This is a genomic window from Levilactobacillus parabrevis ATCC 53295, assembly GCF_001434055.1.
In the GTDB taxonomy this organism is placed as follows: Bacteria; Bacillota; Bacilli; order Lactobacillales; family Lactobacillaceae; genus Levilactobacillus; species Levilactobacillus parabrevis.
On the sequence record NZ_AZCZ01000014.1, the window covers coordinates 1 to 19710 of the forward strand.

Here is a 19710-nt window from a genome sequence, read left to right on the forward strand (position 1 = left end):
TGTCTATTTTATTGACAGGGGACCACTTCTCTTAACGGCTGGATCTGCCACCTTGCAATAAGTATAAGTAATGGTCTGTTCAGAACTGGTAAACTTCCCTGTTTCCTCTCCAGTCGTCTTAACCAGGTTGTACCCAGAAATCTCAAGCGGTTCTGCCTGGTAATCAGCTCCCAGGGATCCGGTCAACGTTTTATCCGGCTTTAATGACTGGCCTTGCTCGTCAACGTAACGGATAGTAACAGGCTTGCTGGAGACTGTAGACGGTGTGGTGGGTGCAGCTACCCTTTTAAATACAAAACAGCTTGGCTGTCCCGCCATGCTTAATTGACCATCCGCAACATCCTTCATAGTTCCATCCACATCTTGCTGGGTCACAAAGTTCTTGAGTGACCTCCCTAGCAATGCCCGCTCCTGTACTTCTGAGGCTTCTGGATCTAGTTTACTGAGTTGTTCTGCAGAGTATTGCGATAAGTAAATCTTTGATTTTAAATTCAAAACTTCATTATAATTTCCTAGTATTGCTTCCTTAGTTCCAAAATATGAATCAAGCATTGGCCTAAAATTTTTTATTAATTCACTCGTAGAGGCTTCCAATCGCTTTTGACGGATATTTTCCTGATAGTCCTTTACAATTGCGTCAATATCTACGCCTTCTGGATCTAGAGAGATCTGAGCGGCCGTCTTTAGTGCCCAGCTGAGCACATAAACATACGTGCCGAGAAATTCAGTTAAATCCTTTCCTTCAGTGAGTCCATATGTTTTTAAATCGTCACCCGTTAGATAATCGGCTAAGGATTCATTAGGCGTATTTAAAAGACCACCGCCGAGAAAATGCATAGCTACCGCAACATTATCGGAAGCATCATCTTCACCGACATCCGAAACAAAAATTTCGTGAAAATTATCATCTGCCACTTCTTGAACAGTGTAGAGTTGCTTATTCTCTGGATACCAAGGAACATGAGTTGTCACGCCCTTTTCATCCGTGATTAGATTGTATGGCACTTGTACCAAATCAACTTGAATACGCTCAGGGATAACACTGGCATCGCCCGCTACCGCATCCACAGAACTCGCCGTTGCTGCCTGGGTCGTCACGGGCACAATTGCGCCACCCGCTAGGATTAACGTGAGGCCGGCCACCAACAGCCGGCGGACCAGATCAGTCATAGAATCACCTCATTATTATGATTGGTATACATTGCTCAGTTTAACACAGCAGGTGGTAAAACATGTCGATTATTAATCAGACTGATCGCATATTCTATGTGAGCCAGCCTCACATCACGTTAGATTGGCTCTGTGCTTGCTTTCCCTGGTGTCACTCTAGAAGTGGTCACTGATACACTAAAAATGAACACAAAAAAACCGGTAGCAGTCATAAACTGCCACCGGCGACAAATCATATTTATTATAATTAGTCGTTTGCCAAACCGTATTTCTTATTGAAACGGTCCACAGCACCATCGGCTTGGGTAAACTTTTGCTTACCAGTGTAGAATGGGTGTGAATCTGAAGAAATTTCGACACGGATCAATGGGTAAGTGTTGCCATCTTCCCATTCAACCGTTTCGTCAGAAGTTGCCGTTGAACCAGACAAGAACTGGAAGCCAGTACTTGAGTCTTGGAACACAACTTCGTGGTAATCTGGGTGAATTCCTTGCTTCATAATGTATTACGCTCCTTTGCCCTGGTTCATCTACTGAGCCAGAGATTGATTTAATCGTCAACCGTTGAATTATACCATGAAACCCAATTACGGGCAATGGCTAATCTTGGCCGTTTTCTACCAAACTTTCTTTACTCACAATTTCAACATCCGCGTTCAGCGCCGTCAGCTTAGCAACGATGCGATCGTAACCCCGCAGAATGTTATCGGCCTCTTCGATTTCAGTATCGCCATCGGCCATGAGTCCCGTGATGACCAGCGCAGCGCCCGCCCGGATTTCACCGGCCTCGACCTGACTGCCCGTCAGCCCCTCACTCGGATCGACCACAATCATGTCGTCCTCCGAACGAATGTTAGCACCCATCTTCCGCAGCTCCGCAATGTGCATGATACGCTTGGGATAGATGGTATCGATAACCACGCTACTCCCGTTCGCCCGGAACAACAACGGCGTTAATGGCTGTTGCAGGTCCGTCGCAAACCCAGGAAAGGGCATCGTCTTGATGCGAATCGGTTTGAGGTTTTCCGAACGTGGCACGTAAATGCTGTCTTCGTTGATCTCTAGTGGCACGCCCATTTCGATCATCTTGGCCGTAAAGGCTTCGAGATGTTCTGGAATCACGTTCTTAATAACGACGCCATCCCCAACGGCCGCAGCCATCGACAGGTAGGTCCCGGCTTCGATCCGGTCCGGAATAATCGTGTGGGTGTTCATCGCCCGCAGCGTTGGTACCCCTTCGATACGAATCACATCGGTACCGGCCCCTCGAATGTGCGCTCCCATGTTGTTCAGGAACGTCGCAACATCGATAATTTCGGGCTCCTTAGCGGCATTTTCAATCACCGTGGTCCCCACTGCTTTGACCGCCGCAAGGATCGAATTGATCGTAGCCCCGACTGAGACCATGTCCAAGAAGATCCGGGCACCATGCAAGCCTTCGGGACCGGTCGTGATGCGTACCGTGCCGTCATGTTCCTCCACCGAAGCGCCCAAGGCTTCGAATGCCTTGATATGCTGGTCGATTGGCCGTGGACCAATGTTATCGCCACCCGGGAAACTTAGCGTGGCCCGTTGGAACCGCCCCAACAAGGACCCCATAAAATAGTACGATGCCCGCAAGCTCTTGATAGCCTTGCTAGGTAGCGGTGCCTCCACAATCTCAGTTGGGTCAATGGTCAAGACCCCGTCTTCGAATGTTGAGCGCACGTTCATTGATTTCAGAATTAACATTAAATTGTGCACGTCAAGGATATCCGGTACCATATCAAAACGGACCGGGGTATCAGCGAGAATCGCTGCCGGAATTAAAGCCACTGTGCTGTTTTTGGCGCCACCGATCGTCACTTCTCCAGAAAGGCGACGGCCGCCGTGAATTATCATTTTTTTCATTATGAAGCTATCCTCACTTAATAATCTTCCTTTTAATTCCATACAGTCAGATACCATGATAAATAATGCCGGGCAAAAAGACAACACTTTCCCGGTATTCTGGCTAAAATGTAATATTAGCCCACTACAATACCTCGTCTCGGAGGTCATCTAGGTTCTTGGCGAGTATGGTGTCGATAATGATTTTCGTTAGTTTATGTGGGGATTCGGGCATGCCGTCCTTCACCCATTTTTTTAAAATGTTCTGTAGGCCAGCGCCAATGTAAGCACCCTGGTAGTCCGCAATATGCGGCGACTTAGGCCCTGTCTGGGCAACCAACTCCTGCATCCGTTTCAATAAATCGGTTCGACCTTCAATGAAGACCAGATTACTTAGCTTCTTATCTTCATAGAATGCCGTCAGGAGGTGTTCTAAGGCCTGACTGGGGCTGGCTCCCTTCAACGGGTGCAAAGCCGCCACAAAGGCCCGTTCAATGCTCGCCACGCAGTCATAGATGTCGGTGTAGTACCGGTAAAACGTGGTTCGGTTCACATCGGCCATCGTACAGACCTCCGTGACCGAAATGGCGTTAATCGGTTTACTCTCAAGTAAAGACAACACAGTATCCTGAATCACACGCTGGGTATACTGGGCCCGCCGATTATTTTTCACACCAACCATAACTCTCACTCCCACTTGCCGGCACACCGACAGTTCTCCGCTGCTCCGACACAAATCATATCGTCATCGCAGTTGCTTAATAGATTAATTATAAGAGACATTACGTGCCGCCAACCCCCACTTCATGGTAAAGTTAAGGCCGGTCAACGGGTTGTTTTTAGTCTATGCTCATTGTCTAACGTTAAAACCGCTCAGTCACGCAACTCATCTAAGTTAGGTAAGTGACGGACCTTTAGCCTAGGCATCGTTGGACGCCGGCGGCCTGTCATTAGCGCAACACCTTGGCCAAAACAGTTGCAAAGACAACAGTTCTGTTGACATTGGCGCTTGCCAATTAACGGTTTTATTTCTATCATGTTAGACACGGTGTTGCATTAATGTATATTTTATCAGAAATACACCGCAAACAACAGTCGAATTCAAAAAATGGAAGGATTATTTTAAATGCTGGAACTCAAACACATCAAGAAATATTACTACGTGGGGGACTCTGTCACGAAGGCCCTCGACGATGTTTCCGTTGCTTTCCGCTCCCAAGAGTTCGTTGCGATCCTTGGCCCAAGTGGCTCTGGGAAGACGACCATGCTGAACGGTATCGGTGGCCTGGACATTTACGACTCCGGGGACTTGGCTATCGAAGGTAAATCGACCAAGGACTTCTCCGCCGCCGACTGGGACGCCTACCGGAATAATTCTGTGGGTTTCATCTTCCAGAGCTATAACATCATCGGCCACCTGAGCATCCTCGACAACGTGGAAATGGGGATGACCCTGAGTGGTGTCTCCAACGCTGAAAAGAAGGAAAAGGCCCTCAAGGCCCTCGACCGCGTCGGCTTGACCGACCATATCAATAAGAAGCCAAACCAATTATCTGGTGGGCAACTCCAACGGGTCGCTATCGCGCGGGCCATCGCCAACGAACCAGAGATTCTGTTGTGTGACGAACCCACTGGTGCCCTGGATACCGAAACCAGCGAAGAAATTATGAAGCTGATCAAGGAACTCTCCGCTGAGCGACTGGTGATCATGGTTACCCATAACCCTGACCTGGCCCACGAATACGCCGACCGGATCATCGAGTTCGCCGATGGGAAGATTCAACACGACTCCGACCCCTACGACGATCACGCCGATGCCGAACAATTCAAGTTAAAGAAGACCAAGATGACCTTCTGGACCGCATTGAAGCTGTCATTTAACAATATTCGGACCAAGAAGGGGCGAACCGCGCTGACGGCATTTGCCTCCAGTATCGGGATCATCGGAATCGCTATCGTGCTGGCCCTCTCCAATGGTTTTCAGACCCAGATCAACAAGACCCAGTCCAACACGCTGGCGCAATTCCCCATCACCATTTCGCAAACGGCCCAGGACAGCTCGACCACTGGTCCCCAGAACAATAAGAAGACGACCAAGTCCAACAAGGTCGTCGCTAAGATCAGTGACGCCGACAAATCCGTTCACCAAAACAAGATTACCAAGAGTTACTTAAAATACGTTAAAAACATTAACGGTAACTTAAGTAAGAACATCACCTACACCTACGCGACCGGGATGAACCTCCTGCGGCAAACGGACGGCAAGACCAAGACGGTCTCCTTCTCCAACGCCGACAGTAGCAATTCGAACAGTCCAAGTGCCATGCAATCTGCCATGTCCGCTTCGACTGGTGTCGGGGGTTCCGTCTACCCGAGCGCTAACGATGGCGGCACGAACTTCCTGAAGAAGCACTACAAGGTCATCGCCGGGAGTTATCCCAAGAGTGCCAACGATGTGATCTTACTCGTTGACCGCGACAACTCGACAAACATCAATGCCCTGAAGAATCTAAACTTTGACGTTAAGGACAATCAAAAGTTGAACTACGATAAGATTGTCGGCACGAAGATCAAAGTTGTCAACAACAATAACTACTACCAAAGCCTGCCTACTGGTAACTACGTTCCAAATAAGGCAACGAATTCCCTTTACAATAACAAAGACAACACGACCATCAAGATTGCCGGTATTCTGCGGGTCAAGTCAAAATCCTCTGAGAACGTTCTGTCTTCCGGGATTGCCTACAGCGACAAACTGACGCAAAACATTATCAAAGCCAACAAGAACTCTGATATTGTAAAGGCCCAAAAGAAGGCCGACAGCAACGTTATGACGGGTCAGACCGTTAACAAGGATACCAAGACTAACTTGGTCAGCTACCTTGGTGGCTCGACCACCCCAGCAAGTATCCTGATCTACCCGAACACCTTTAAGAACAAGGATAAGGTCCTCCATTACCTGGACAAGTACAACAAGGGTAAGAGCAAATCCGACAAGGTGATCTACACCGATATGGCCGGGACTGTCTCCGACCTGACCGGGGGCTTGATGGATGCCATCACTTACGTCCTCGTTGCTTTCGCCGGGATCTCATTGGTTACCAGCATGATCATGATCGCCATCATCACGTACACCTCCGTCCTCGAACGGACCAAGGAAATCGGGATTCTCAAGGCCTTAGGGGCCCGGAAGAAAGATATCACCCGGGTATTTGATGCTGAAACGTTCATCCTCGGTGTGGGTTCCGGGGTTCTCGGAGTCATCATCGCTTGGCTCCTGACCTTCCCCATCAACATCGTCTTAAAGAGCATTACCGACCTCAGCAACGTCGCGCACCTGAACCCCGTCCACGGAATCGTGCTGATTATCATCAGTACCGTTCTAACCATGTTGGGTGGCCACATCCCAGCACGGATGGCGGCCAAGAAGGACGCGGCAACGGCATTGCGTTCGGAATAGGTTAAGAACTATCGCCTGCGGCTGTCAGGATTCCGTCTGCTGTGAGGACCGACTCCAGCCAAGAAGCTGGCTTCCGTCTCGGTTTGAAACCTCGCAAAAGTCATGCGAGTTTCCAAACACGCCCTGCGCTGTAAGACCGGGAAAAAACAAACGCCCGGTCTAACAGCGCTGCCACGGCTGACTACATCCTGACCTCCTCCGGCTAGACTAGCTTTTAACCAATGAACATTCGTTACAGCAATGACGACGGGTCCTCACTTTTTTCAAATTTAATCTAACAGAAAGGTCCCACAAATCAATTTCGATTTGCGGGACCTTTTTTCAATTATATCAACTCAAAACTTTTAATTCCGCCCGACTTCATGCCGGTTTCCACCACCGTTGCCCGGTGAGCTACCATGTAAGCCGTGAGGGTGGCAGAAATCGGCCCAGCCGTGGGAATTCTCTAAGTGGCACAGCCACTTAGAGAATTGGTGGCTGTGAAACTCGTTTCTCAGAGGTTCATGGCCAAGTCTGGAGACCGCACTACGGCTCCAGACGCCCGCCCACAGCGTCACGGCCGATTTCTGCCACCCGGTAAGGCGTGCTGGTAAGACCCAGTTAGCCTTCTGCTTCGTGGATGGCGCCTTGGATGTCATCTTTGGCGAAATCGTGTTCGCAGTATGCTTGGTCATCTACCGGCAGATGCTGTTCCAATGTTGAGAACGTTTGCACCTGGACATCCCCCGTCACCGTGCCGAAGTCCAGCAGGTGCCCGCCAAAGTCGTGGGCCGCTGACAGAAAGTGGTCATGGTAACCACCTACTGCAACGCCGTCAAACACTTGTGGTGAGTAGTAACCAAGCAGAGTCCCCTCCACCTTGTCGCGGGTGAAGATGCTCTGTTGCTTAGCCGTTTCTGCTAGTGACTTGAATGGCCGTTCGGATTTCGCCACGGCCCGGGTCTTCACGTCTGTAAAGGTCCCGGTGACCAGGATGGAGAAGAAGGTGTTGGCGTTGTGCGTCAAGCCCAGCACCTGATCGTGTAGCTCTTCCTTGGTGGCATTCTCCACCGTCATCAGTGGCTGATAAGCGGCGAAGTGGCTGTTGGCAAATGGCAACGTGAAACTCTCCGGCACCACGTTGACCTCGCCACGACTGTTGACCTGGTAAGGCTTGCCGTCGAGAATAATCAGCTCGCCGTCTAAGCCTTCCCCGGTACCGATCCCGGTGTCACCGTGAGCCAGTAATTCCTTCATCGTCAGCGTTCCCGTCAATAAGCCCGGAACCAATAAAGCCAAGGTCCCGTGTTGATAGAGTGTTGCTTCGTTCATATCATTACTCCCTTTAGCTTAAAACATCTTTCAACAATAATGATTTTAGTTTTAAATTGTCCCGATAGTCAACCGGAATCTGAACGACCACGGGTCCCTCAGTCTGGAAAGCCTGATCTAAGGTCGCGGCCAAGTCCTTGGCATGATCGACGCGTAAGCCAGTGGCACCAAAGCTTTCGGCATACTTGACGTAGTCGACGGGGCCAAAGCTGACCCCGGCTTCGTGACCGTATTTGGCAACTTCTTGGAATTTCACCATGTCGTAGGCGCCGTCGTCCCAAATCAATTGGACGATCGGTAACTTCAAGCGGACCGCCGTCTCCAACTCTTGACTGGAGAACAGGAAGCCCCCGTCACCGGCAACCGAAACGATTGGTTGGCCGGGACGTTCCAACGCAGCGGCAATCGCCCACGGAAAGGCAACCCCCAGCGTCTGCATCCCGTTACTGAACAGGAGGTGCCGTGGTTGGTAGCTCCGGAAGTAGCGGGCCATCCAGATGTAGAAACTGCCGACGTCAACGGTGACCGTCGTTTCATCGTTTACCTTATTCTGAAGCGCTTGGATGATGGCCAGTGGGTGAATTCCGTGTTGGTCATCGGCAGCGGGTGCTTCGGCCTGAGCGGCTAACGTCTTGCCAGACTGGTCGAGTTGCGCCTGAACCTCTTCGGACAGAGCCCAATCAGCAGGTAACTTCTGGACGATGGCCCGTAGCGTCTTGGCAATGTCGGCGTGAACAACCATTTCGGGTTGGTAGTCCGTGGTAATTTCAGGAACTACGCTGTCCAAACTGATTACATCGCCTGTCCGATCGGCATTCCAAATACGCGCTTCATATTCCACGGGATCGTAACCAACCGTGATGACCAAGTCGCTTTGTTTTAGCAAGTTATCGCCGACTTGGTTCCGGAAAAGGCCGACCCGACCAAAGTAGTTGGTGACCAAGTCACGTGAGACCACCCCGGCACCTTGGAACGTTTCCACAACGGGAACAGCAACATGCTGTAAGAGCTCGCGAATAGCCGCCGTCACGTCGCTGGCTGAGGCTCGCATCCCGGCTAGGATGACGGGCAACTTAGCATGCTGAATCTTTTCGACGATGGCATCAATGGTCGCAGCGTCCGCCACCCCTTGATCGACCGTTGGCACGGCCTTGATTTCTGGTCGATCAACGGCGCCGTTCAGGACGTTTTGTGGCAGAGAAATAAAAGTAGCGCCCGCCTTGGGTGCAACTGCCGTCTGGTAAGCGTTTGCAAACGCTTCAGAAAGACTATTGGCGTTCTGAACTTCTACGCTAGACTTAGTGGCCGAGCTCATCAGTTCCTTGCTAGGAATACTCTGGTGGGTCAGCCGACCAATATCGTCTTGCGGAACTTGTCCACCGAGGGCGATGACGGGGTCCCCTTCGGCCGTGGCCGTGATGAGACTGGTCGTCAGGTTCGATACCCCGGGACCGGAAGTCGTCGCAACTACGCCGGGCTTGCCAGTCAGCCGGCCGATCCCAGAAGCAATCAACGCTGCATTCTGCTCGTGCCGCGTAATAATTAATTTGGGCGCGCGTGGATCCTTGCTGTATTCAATACCCTCAAATAGTTGGTCGACCTTGGCTCCTGGAATACCAAAAACATACTTAATGCCTTGATTAATCATGCTTTGAATCAGTGCTTGTGCACCAGTCTTCGTATCTTTCACCGTTACCCCGCCTTTTTTAAAGTTTATTCAGTCATTTGATTGTGTTGACAAGTCAACTTAGATTCATCATAATGGCATTAAGTTGTTTTGTCAACACAGAAGATTTCGGGGAAGGAGTTATCCATGAAAGATCTCGGTTATTTGGCACAGGACATTTCGATTCTGCACCGCAAATACTACAAGGACACGCGTGAGGCGTTTGCCAAATTGGGGCTCAACCCCACGGCTGCTTGCGTTTTATTGACGGTTCACGAACACCCCGACATTAATCAAAATCAGGTTGCTAAGACACTGGTCATCGACAAGGGGCTAACCACCCGTGAGGTCAACAAGATTCTCGGCCTCGGCTACCTGACCAAGACCGCTGGCACGGGCAAGACGCAATTGTTGACGCTGACCTCTGCCGGCGAAGACGTGGTCGACCAGGTACAAACGATCCGCCGTAGCTGGTGGCAGGACCGCTTTGACCAAACCGGCATCGACGCCAATAGTCCACTGATTCCAGCGATTGAGACGGCAGTGACGAATATTATTGAAGTGGACTAATCGGCGAGTAAGATCAGTTGACGTGTACGACGCATGGTGTACACTATGTTTTGGAGGTGGTTCCATGCAAACTAAAGAAACAGATCGTATCAACGCTAGAGTTCAGCATGACGTTAAAGTTCGTGCACAGATTGAACTTGAAAAAAACGGACTCACAATTTCAGAGTATTTGCGGATCGTTTTAACTTCAGTCGCCAACAACGGTCTTCCTGAACACTTTGCACAGCCTAAACAGGAAGTTGTTGATTCAATTATGGAAATGACTGATGCTATGACCAATAACAAATCATTATCCGGTGGCACCTCCAAAGAGGCGTTTGAACGGTCATTGCGTGAATGAGCCACATCCTTAATGAAACTTCACAGTTCAAGCATCAATTGAGACGCGTCAGGAAAAGTCCTCGTTGGCGCCCTATTTTTGAGGGACATGTTCCCTTCGATAGTGATGAAAGATCTCCTTGGGATTATGTCACCGACTGCCTACTGACTGGGAGCGAGATCCCTGATTATTTCTACGTTCATCCTCTACATTTTCCAAAAGCATTAGAAAAGCAAATCAAACGTCGACTGCCTACAAGTGAACACGTCACGATTCAAGTCCTCGAGCTACATTTCGATGGTCACAATGGAAATCATTTACTAGTTTTTTATGACAGTACCGATGTGACGACATTGCTAGCTATCGGCACTCATAGTGACCTATTTTCGTAAAAATACTCGCACGTAAAAAACGCCACATCTTCCAGAAATATGGACGATGTGGCGTTTTATTTAGTGACATTAACTTGATTTATAGCCTAGTCCTTAACTTCTTTGCTAGCAGCGGCGATAAAGTCGCGGAACAAGCCTTCAGGACGGTTAGGCCGGGAGAGAAATTCTGGATGGTATTGGGAAGCCACGAAGAACTTCTTTTCTGGCAGTTCAATAACTTCGACCAGGTGATCGTCAGGAGACGTCCCGGAGAAGACCAAACCCTTGGCTGCCATTTCGGCACGGTATTGGTTGTTGAATTCGTAACGGTGACGGTGACGTTCTTGGACCATTGCTTGGTTGTCGTAAGCCGCAGCGGCCTTGCTCCCTGGCAACAGCTTGCAAGGGTATAGCCCCAACCGTTGGGTCCCTCCCATTTCGTGGACGTCAGTCTGATCGGCCATCAGGTCAATGATCTTGTGGCTAGTCTCGGAGTCCATTTCAGTGGAGTTGGCATCCTTGTAGCCGAGAACGTCGCGCGCAAATTCAATGCTGGCAACTTGCATCCCCAGGCAGATTCCCAGGAATGGCACGTCCTGTTCACGGGCGTACTTGATGGCCGTAATCATGCCTTCAATCCCCCGGTCACCAAACCCACCGGGAACGATGATCCCATCGGCAGCGCCTAAGATATCGGAAACATTGTCATCAGTAATCTTTTCGGCATCAATCATGTCCAAATCAATCTGAGCATCGACCGGATAACCGGCGTGTTGTAAGGCTTCGGCCACGGAGATATAGGCATCGTGTAAGCCCACGTACTTGCCGACCAGGGCAATCTTGATAGTCCGCTTTAAGTTTTGCATGTGATCGACCATCTGGGCCCACTTCGTCATGTCAGACTTCGGTGCGTCGACCTTGAAGTGATCCAAGACGATTTGATCTAAGCCCTGTTCCTGTAAGCGTAATGGAATGGAATAGATGGTTGGCACGTCCATAGATTCAATAACCGCGGATGGTTGCACGTCACAGAACAACGCAATCTTTTGCCGCATGTCATCGGTAATATGGTTTTCAGTCCGGACAACCAAAATGTTGGGTTGAATCCCAATACTCCGGAGTTCCCGCACGGAATGTTGCGTAGGCTTCGTCTTCATTTCGTGAGCCGCGTGCAGGGTCGGAACCAACGTTGTGTGGATGTAAACGACATTTTCGTCGCCCACTTCGGACTTCATTTGCCGAATGGCTTCCAGGAAGGGTTGGGATTCGATATCCCCAACGGTCCCACCGATTTCAGTGATAACGAAATCAGCGCCCAACGTCTTGCCGGCGCGCATGATTTTTTCCTTGATCATGCCGGTGATGTGCGGGATCACTTGCACAGTTGCTCCCAGATAATCACCACGCCGTTCCTTTTCCAAAACTTCTGAATAAATCTTACCAGTCGTCACGTTTGAGTACTTGTTCAGATTGTTATCGATGAAACGTTCGTAATGACCTAAGTCCAAATCCGTTTCGGTCCCATCGTCGGTCACGAAGACTTCCCCATGTTGATAAGGGTTCATCGTGCCGGGATCCACGTTAATGTACGGATCGAATTTCTGAATGGTTACGTTTAACCCACGGTTCTTCAACAGCCGTCCTAGGGAAGCAGCAACGATCCCCTTACCTAGTGATGAAACCACGCCGCCAGTCACAAAAATATATTTGGTCATGTGCAAACTCCTTGTAAGATTATTTAGGGTTTCAAACTATAAAAAAGCTCCCTATTCATTCGGAATAGGGAGCTACTTCACCGTCCAGTTGTCCTTGCTACAAGTAGCAGGGAGCCCAAAAAATATAGTACCTGTTTTTAGACTGGAGGTCAAGCGAACAGAAAAAACTTATTTCTGTTCTTCGTCATCATCATCGTCATCGTCGGCTTCGTCGTCATCGGCGGAAAAGTCGAGATTGTCAGTATCGTCATCATCTGGCGCTTCCATTTGAGAAAGCTGATCTTCGATACCATCAGGGATGTCTTCTGTATCGTCTTCTTCGTCATCGTCATCGATGCCCAAGCCGGTCTGTAACTTACCCAGATCTGGCCCAGACCCAGTGGCGCTATCATCATCGTCGTCATCAGTGGCGTAGGTGGTGGTATCGTCGTCTTCTGGATCGTCGTCATCGTAATCGATCACATCATCGTCATCGGTCGTGTCAGCCAAGAAGGCGTTAACCTTCTTACGCTTCTTACGCTTAGGTTGATCTTCATCTTCCTCGGCGTGAACCGTTGCTTCATCGATGGATTCAAACGGATACCAAGTTCGCAGTCCCCAAAGGTTATCACCCAGAGAAATGAAACTACCATCGACATTTAAATCCGTATAGAATTGGGACAGCCGGTCACGAACTTCCGCGTCGCTGTCACCCAAATATGCTTGGACGGCGTTTGCCAAGTCGGCAAAAGCCATCACATCGCCATGTTGTGACAAAATGGCGTGAGCAACTTCGATCATTGATAATTCCTTTTTATTCTGGCCCTCAAAGACTTTTAATTCCAAACTGGTGCACGTCCTTTCCACAGTCTACGAAATATGATACTCGCTTATGCCGTAAATTGCAATCTAATCTTGTAGTTCCCGACTAATTCTTCCCCGGCATAGAGGAGATAGTCGATCTTCACATTTCCACTAAATGGCTTTTCCTTGAAGCTGGTCTCCAGATACGGCGTGACCGTTTCGATTGGCATGATGCCATAAGGTGTGTTGTACCGGGCTGTCACGCGCTTGCCACTGATGAAATGCAGGCGCAATTCCGCCTCGGCGTTTCGCGTCAGGTGAACTTCACCCTCCGGCGTAAATTTCATCGTCACTGGTGTCTGCTCCCCGGTCTCATTATCGGGTTCCAGATACCGCAAGTACAGGTTGGCTCCCATCTGGACCAGCTGACCATCAACGTCTAACTGGTAGTCGGAAACGTCATCATTTTGCTTGATATGGGTCTCCAAGTGAATCATCACGGGCACCCCCGCCGATAGTTGATCCATCTGCACACTTCCTTTCCGCGAATTGTCTGGGTTAATTATAGTTCATTTCCCACGGAAAGCCTACTTATTATGCTCTTTTAACTAACTTCTGAATCAGAAATTTTCGTCTGCATCGGGCAGGGATTCTGCCGCTGCAAAGATCGCCTCTGGTCAAAGTGCGGGCTTCCGGTTCGGATTGGAACCCGGCCAAGTTCATGCGAGTTTCCTGTAAGGTTGGAAAATCCCTGATAGCGGCAGTCCGCAACTTTCCCCTCCCTTACCATCAAGCAGAATTGGTCCAGACCATGACGTGGCCCAAGTTTTCTAGTATAATGAGAGCATTGAAACGATTTCACGAAAGCAGGTGGCATGATGGGACCCTTCGATTTACCCGGTGACAGTATTCAGACCGTAACTACGGCGATTCCGGCTGATCAGAAAAATCTGGCCTTTGGCTATACCAATGCTCTGCTAGACCTGGTACCGACGCTTAAACAGCCCATATTGCACTTCTGGACCATGCAGCCCACGGTAATCATGGGACTGAAGGATAAACGGCTTCCAGAGCTGACAGCGGCTATTAGAGCCGTTCAGCGGTATGGCTATGATTACGTTCTTCGAAATTCTGGTGGTTTGGCCGTGGTCGCCGATGGTGGCGTCCTGAACGTTTCACTTTTTTCTCCGCTGACCACGCCAATTCCCAGTATTGAAGCGGCTTACGCTCAGATGACCAGTCTCGTGGATGCCACCTGGCCCGAGCTGGCACTACAACACTATGAAATCACGCGATCCTACTGTCCCGGCGACTACGACCTGAGCGTTAACGGCCTAAAGATTGCCGGAATTGCCCAGCGTCGCAGCACCAATGCCTTGGTCACGATGCTCTACCTCAGTGTCACCGGTGATCAGCCCATGCGTGGCGATCTGATTCGCAGCTTCTATCGTGCGGGTCTGGGCGATCATTCCAACGACTGGCATTTTCCTGATGTCGATCCTAACGTGATGACCACCACAGCTGCCCTGCTCAACCAACCGTTGACCGTGGCCGATGCGCAAGAACGTTTTCTCACCGCTTGTTCGACAGCCGGTCTCCGCGTCGGTCGGGCTAAGTTAGCAGCAATGATGGCCGAGCCGCAATTTACGACAACGCTGACGCGCGAGACTGCCCAGATGGCCCGTCGCCAACCGCGCTTGACTGCTATGTAAGACTTGCTTGATCAGAGTCGTTTCGTTCTGGTTTCATCCCCTGAACTGGTACACTAGGCCCAGTAAGAACGATAACGATGCTAAAAAAATATAATTTTAAATTGTCAGGAGGAATCACTGTGAGCTACGCAACCGCACGACTGCCCCGTGAAAAAGTTTTCCGGGACCCCGTGCATAACTACATTTACGTGCAACATCAAGTTATTTTAGACCTGATTAATTCCCGAGAATTTCAACGACTCCGCCGCATCAAACAACTGGGCACAGCCTCGCTGATCTTCCATGGTGCGGAACACTCACGTTTCACCCACTCACTGGGTGTCTACGAAGTCACGCGCCAAATCTGCGATAACTTCCAACGCAACTACCCTACGAAAACGCCAGGTGATGGCGGTTGGGATGACAACGAACGGCTGACCGCGCTGTGTGCGGCTTTACTTCACGACATCGGTCACGGCCCATACTCACACACGTTTGAGCATATTTTCCACACGGATCATGAGGCAATTACCGCTGAAATTCTGACTTCGCCCAAAACCGAAGTCAACCAAATTTTACGGCGGGTCAGTCCAACCTTCCCGCAAGAAGTAGCCAGCGTTATTCAAAAGACCTATCCAAATCCGCAAGTGGTCCAGATGATCTCCAGCCAAATCGACGCCGATCGAATGGACTACCTCTTGCGGGACGCCTACTTCACTGGGACTGAATACGGAACCTTTGACCTGACGCGGATTCTGCGGGTAATGCGGCCATACAAGGACGGCATCGCCTTCGCTATGAACGGCATGCACGCCGTCGAAGACTACATTGTGAGTCGCTTCCAGATGTACCAGCAAGTCTATTTCCACCCGGTTTCTCGATCGATGGAAGTCGTGCTGGATCACCTACTCGGCCGCGCCAATGAATTATATCAGGCAGGTAAGAGCGACGAAAGTTTCATCCCCCACCTCCTGTTGCCCTTCTTCAACCACCAATTCGACCTGGAAGATTACCTCAACCTAGACGATGGCGTGTTGACGACCTACTTCATTCACTGGCGACAATCACCGGATGAAATCTTGGCCGATCTGGCGCACCGCTTCTTGGATCGAAAGCCACTAAAGAGTGCCATTTTTGACGCGCATACTCAGCAACAGTTGCCACATCTGCGTGATCTGATTCGCTCGGTCGGCTTCAACACCGAGTACTACACGGCCACCGACAATAGCTATGACCTGCCTTACGACGATGCTTACGATCCCAAAGTCACGCATCCTTTGACACAGATTGAACTTCAGGAACCAGACGGCAGTCTCCGTGAACTTTCAACGGTCTCTGACTTGGTCAACGCCATCCGCGGGAAATTTACCGGAGATCAACGGTTCTTCTTCCCGAAAGAGATGTTGAATCCAGGCAACGATGCTCCTGAAATTTTCCAGCCAGTCTTTGACGAGTTCGGTGGCTACATCCAAAACGACCAACTCATCGATCGGAAAGGTTCTGACTAAGGTGACACCTAAGCTGATTGCCGTGGACATCGACGGCACACTTCTCGATCCACAGAATACGCTGACTGTAGCCACGATCGCTGCCATCCAGGCAGCAGTTGCGACCGGAATCAAGGTCGTCTTGTGCACCGGGCGGCCCTTGACCGGCGTGCAACCCTACCTCAACGCCCTCGGCCTCCACGGTGACGACCAATACGTCATTACCTACAATGGCGGCCTGGTGCAGACCACAACGGGAACAGTGCTTGCGAGCAATGCCTTGAGTTATGCCGATTACGTAGACCTCGAAGCGTTCGCCCGCAAGTCTCGCGTTCATTTCCACGTGGTCACACCCAAGCACCTGTACACGGCCGACCGCGACATTAGCCGCTATACGGTCAAGGAAAGTCAGTTGGTCCACTTACCGTTGCGTTTCCGAGAGGCCACAGCGATGGACCCCCAGTTGTTGATGCCAACCGCCGTCTATATCGACGAGGTGGCCAAAATTGATGCGCTTCGATTACCCGCTACGTTCTATCAGCGCTTCTACGTGGTTCGCACCGATCCACACTTCATCGAGGTCATGGCCCCGCAGACCAACAAGGGCAATGCCCTAAAGAAACTAGCCACCTACCTCAACTTGCCAATAGCAGCAGTTATGGCGCTTGGCGACCAAGACAATGATTTACCAATGATTTCCACCGCCGGACTAGGGGTGGCCATGGGAAACGCTAACGACCGTGTCAAAGCGGCTGCCGACGTGACCACCCTGACCAATGCCGACGATGGCGTGGCGGCGGCCATTTATAAATACGCGTTGAATCCAGACTTAGCATAAAAGGAGAATTGCGAACAACATGACAATTAAAATGATTGCGATTGATATTGACGGAACCTTACTGAACGAAAAGAACGAATTGGCCCCGGCCACGATTGAAGCCGTCCAAGCTGCCAAGGCTCAGGGCATCAAAGTCGTTCTGTGTACCGGTCGCCCCCTGACTGGGGTGCAACCTTACCTGGACGCCCTCGGCCTCAGCGGCGACGACCAATACGCCATCACCTACAACGGCTCGGTGTCCCAGACGGTCTCCGGCAAGATGATGACCAACCACTCCCTGAGTTTCGATGATTACATCGACCTCGAGGCCCTGGCCCGCAAGATGCAGGTTCACTTCCAGATTGAAACGCCAGACTTCATCTACACGGCAAACAAGGACCTCAGTGGCTACACAATCTTCGAAAGTTACCTGGTACGCATGCTGATTCGGTACCGCGAAGTCGGCGAAATGGATCGCGACTTAACCATTTCTAAAGCCATGTTTGTGGACGACCCCGATATCATCAACCGAGTTAACAAGGAAATCCCTCAAGATGTTCGCGACCGCTACTACGTGGTTCAAAGTACGCCATTCTTTATCGAAGTCATGAACAAGAAGGCCAGCAAGGGGAATACGCTGGGTGAACTGGCTACTAAGCTGGGCTTCACAGCTGATGAGGTCATGGCTCTGGGTGACCAAGGAAACGACCTGACCATGATTCAGTACGCCGGTCTCGGTGTTGCTATGGGCAATGCCATCGACGAGGTCAAGGACGCTGCTCAAGCCGTAACACTGACTAACGCTGAAGATGGTGTGGCAGCAGCCATCCGGAAGTACGCTTTGAAGTAATACTCTAATTTGATTTTAGGATTGACCGACACTAACTTAGTCGGTCAATTTTTTTGCGTACTTTTTTCCAACGCCTTCAGTCGCCAATAATCAGTAGCGTAACCAAAAAAGGGACGCTCGCCACTTGGCCAACATCCCCATCACTAAATCGATTTAATTTTCAGCACCATCACTGCACTATTCGGGCCCTAAAACAAGGTCAAAATAACGCCAACAACGATATAAATAGCGCCGGCTAACAGCCCGAAGCGCGCACCACCATTCACCACAATCGGTGAATTTTTCACGCTCGCCACGTGTCGCACGTCGACTTTTTCTCCGGGTAGCGGCTCCTGCCCCTTCTTACGCTTGTGCCGCCAGCCAGTGAACATGTGTCCCTTGGCCAGCACACAGATCAGGCCAAAGAGCACTAAGGCTAGTCCCACCATAAATAACAGGTTACCAATCACCATCAAGGGTTGCCCCAAGATGCGCATGGCCAGGGCAACTAGCAGACCACCGGCAACCCAGCCCGTGGTCCATCTCTGCCAACTTTTCATTTCATAAACTCCCTTCAGCGTTAGCCCAGTAACTAACGGGTCTTATTTCAAAAATGATAAGAAAAAAACTTGAGCCAACGCCCAGCGCCGCTCAAGTTTTTTGTCTGTTTTATTGTTCGTGACTCCGGAAACGGTTCTTGAACAATGGGCTGACCGGCCGGTTTTCGTTGATCCGCTTGATGGCTTGACCAATCAGGGGACCGACGGAAATTTGTTGAATCTTTTCAATCTGCTTGTCGGCAGTCAATTGAATCGAATCCGTCACCACTAACTTCTTAATTGGTGAGTTCTTGATTCGTTCGATTGCGGGACCGGATAATACCGGGTGCGTACAGCTAGCGTAGACTTCCTTGGCGCCAGCATCCATCAAGGCCTGTGACCCCAACGTAATGGTCCCCGCGGTATCGATCATATCATCGATCATGATACAACGCTTACCCTTGACATCCCCGATAATATTCATGATTTCCGCAACATTGGCCCGTGGCCGCCGCTTGTCAATAATGGCAATCGGTGCCTTCAGGAATTCAGCCAATGCCCGGGCCCGAGTTACCCCACCATGGTCGGGTGAAACGACAACAGCGTCTTCATCCAAGTGGTTAGTTAAGAAGTAATCGGCCAACAGTGGCGCGCCCATCAAATGATCAACTGGCACGTCGAAGAAGCCTTGAATTTGGGCAGCATGCAGGTCTAAAGCCAAGACCCGCGTAACGCCTGCCGTTTGTAACATGTTTGCCACTAATTTCGCCGTGATTGGTTCCCGTGACCGGGCTTTCCGGTCTTGACGAGCATAGCCGTAGTACGGAATGACCACGTTGATGGTAGCCGCACTCGCGCGCCGCAAAGCATCGATCATGATCAACAGTTCCATCAAATTGTCGTTGACGGGAGCCGACGTCGACTGAATTACGTAGACGTGGCAGCCCCGCACACTCTGTTCGATGTTAATGCGAATTTCACCGTCGCTGAACCGGTCCACCGAAGTTTTCCCCAATTCAACACCAACTTCGTTAGCAATCTTACGGGCTAACGGTTTGTTGGAGTTCAACGCAAAGATCTTTAATTTAGGGTCAAAATATTGCGTAGCCATAAT

18 protein-coding genes are annotated in these 19710 nt (G+C 50.4%); 7 read left to right on the forward strand and 11 right to left on the reverse strand.

The annotated features are described in order from the left end of the window. Positions 1-3 precede the first annotated feature (3 nt). The 4 genes from FD07_RS12755 to FD07_RS05005 form a co-directional block, all read right to left on the reverse strand. Positions 4-1170 (reverse strand): MucBP domain-containing protein, encoded by a 1167-nt coding sequence (locus FD07_RS12755; RefSeq protein ID WP_020089146.1) that lies wholly within the window; start codon positions 1168-1170, stop codon positions 4-6. A gap of 247 nt (positions 1171-1417) precedes the next feature. Further along, entirely contained in the window at positions 1418-1669 is a 252-nt protein-coding gene (locus FD07_RS04995; RefSeq protein ID WP_020089147.1) for a type B 50S ribosomal protein L31, read from the reverse strand. 100 nt (positions 1670-1769) lie between these two features. After that, positions 1770-3059 carry a UDP-N-acetylglucosamine 1-carboxyvinyltransferase gene (locus tag FD07_RS05000; protein WP_020089148.1) on the reverse strand — a complete coding sequence of 430 codons (1290 nt, stop codon included), beginning with the start codon at positions 3057-3059 and terminating at the stop codon, positions 1770-1772. A 124-nt stretch (positions 3060-3183) separates the two neighbouring features. Beyond that, positions 3184-3720, reverse strand: a complete 537-nt coding sequence (locus tag FD07_RS05005; RefSeq protein ID WP_020089149.1) for a TetR/AcrR family transcriptional regulator — start codon at positions 3718-3720, stop codon at positions 3184-3186. A 444-nt stretch (positions 3721-4164) separates the two neighbouring features. Between FD07_RS05005 and FD07_RS05010 the strand changes: the two genes are divergently transcribed. Beyond that, positions 4165-6498 (forward strand): ABC transporter ATP-binding protein/permease, encoded by a 2334-nt coding sequence (locus FD07_RS05010; protein ID WP_020089150.1) that lies wholly within the window; start codon positions 4165-4167, stop codon positions 6496-6498. Positions 6499-7098: 600 nt separating this feature from the next. Here the strand turns inward: FD07_RS05010 and budA are convergent. Both budA and alsS read right to left on the reverse strand, forming a co-directional pair. After that, a complete protein-coding gene (gene budA / locus FD07_RS05015) occupies positions 7099-7809 on the reverse strand; it encodes an acetolactate decarboxylase (RefSeq protein WP_020089151.1) in 711 nt (236 codons plus the stop codon). A 13-nt stretch (positions 7810-7822) separates the two neighbouring features. After that, positions 7823-9499 (reverse strand): acetolactate synthase AlsS, encoded by a 1677-nt coding sequence (gene alsS, locus FD07_RS05020; protein ID WP_020089152.1) that lies wholly within the window; start codon positions 9497-9499, stop codon positions 7823-7825. Positions 9500-9622: 123 nt separating this feature from the next. On the opposite strand from alsS, the gene FD07_RS05025 reads away from it, so the two are divergent. Together FD07_RS05025 and FD07_RS05030 are read left to right on the forward strand one after the other, a co-directional pair. After that, complete coding sequence (locus FD07_RS05025) at positions 9623-10045, forward strand: MarR family winged helix-turn-helix transcriptional regulator (protein ID WP_020089153.1); 423 nt, start codon at positions 9623-9625, stop codon at positions 10043-10045. A gap of 64 nt (positions 10046-10109) precedes the next feature. Continuing rightward, positions 10110-10385 carry a type II toxin-antitoxin system RelB/DinJ family antitoxin gene (locus FD07_RS05030; protein WP_020089154.1) on the forward strand — a complete coding sequence of 92 codons (276 nt, stop codon included), beginning with the start codon at positions 10110-10112 and terminating at the stop codon, positions 10383-10385. 457 nt (positions 10386-10842) lie between these two features. Here the strand turns inward: FD07_RS05030 and FD07_RS05040 are convergent, their stop codons facing one another. From FD07_RS05040 to FD07_RS05050, 3 genes are all read right to left on the reverse strand, one after another. Further along, the gene (locus FD07_RS05040) at positions 10843-12450 is read right to left on the reverse strand and encodes a CTP synthase (RefSeq protein WP_020089156.1); all 1608 of its coding nucleotides are present in this window, start codon (positions 12448-12450) and stop codon (positions 10843-10845) included. Positions 12451-12618: 168 nt separating this feature from the next. Next, the gene (rpoE, locus tag FD07_RS05045; protein WP_020089157.1) at positions 12619-13275 is read right to left on the reverse strand and encodes a DNA-directed RNA polymerase subunit delta; all 657 of its coding nucleotides are present in this window, start codon (positions 13273-13275) and stop codon (positions 12619-12621) included. 44 nt (positions 13276-13319) lie between these two features. Continuing rightward, positions 13320-13760: a YwiB family protein gene (locus FD07_RS05050; RefSeq protein WP_020089158.1), complete on the reverse strand. Its 441-nt coding sequence runs from the start codon at positions 13758-13760 to the stop codon at positions 13320-13322. Positions 13761-14111: 351 nt separating this feature from the next. Between FD07_RS05050 and FD07_RS05055 the strand changes: the two genes are divergently transcribed. The 4 genes from FD07_RS05055 (at position 14112) to yidA (FD07_RS05070) (ending at position 18078) form a co-directional block, all read left to right on the forward strand. Beyond that, positions 14112-14945 carry a lipoate--protein ligase family protein gene (locus FD07_RS05055; RefSeq protein WP_020089159.1) on the forward strand — a complete coding sequence of 278 codons (834 nt, stop codon included), beginning with the start codon at positions 14112-14114 and terminating at the stop codon, positions 14943-14945. Between the two features lie 119 nt (positions 14946-15064). Then, positions 15065-16432: an HD domain-containing protein gene (locus FD07_RS05060; RefSeq protein ID WP_020089160.1), complete on the forward strand. Its 1368-nt coding sequence runs from the start codon at positions 15065-15067 to the stop codon at positions 16430-16432. Position 16433: 1 nt separating this feature from the next. Beyond that, the gene (gene yidA / locus FD07_RS05065) at positions 16434-17249 is read left to right on the forward strand and encodes a sugar-phosphatase (protein ID WP_020089161.1); all 816 of its coding nucleotides are present in this window, start codon (positions 16434-16436) and stop codon (positions 17247-17249) included. A gap of 19 nt (positions 17250-17268) precedes the next feature. After that, a complete protein-coding gene (gene yidA / locus FD07_RS05070) occupies positions 17269-18078 on the forward strand; it encodes a sugar-phosphatase (protein WP_020089162.1) in 810 nt (269 codons plus the stop codon). Positions 18079-18266: 188 nt separating this feature from the next. Here yidA (FD07_RS05070) and FD07_RS05075 read toward each other — a convergent pair whose 3' ends face one another. Further along, positions 18267-18617: a DUF3899 domain-containing protein gene (locus tag FD07_RS05075; RefSeq protein ID WP_020089163.1), complete on the reverse strand. Its 351-nt coding sequence runs from the start codon at positions 18615-18617 to the stop codon at positions 18267-18269. A 109-nt stretch (positions 18618-18726) separates the two neighbouring features. Further along, a complete protein-coding gene (locus FD07_RS05080; RefSeq protein WP_020089164.1) occupies positions 18727-19707 on the reverse strand; it encodes a ribose-phosphate diphosphokinase in 981 nt (326 codons plus the stop codon). Positions 19708-19710: the final 3 nt, after the last annotated feature.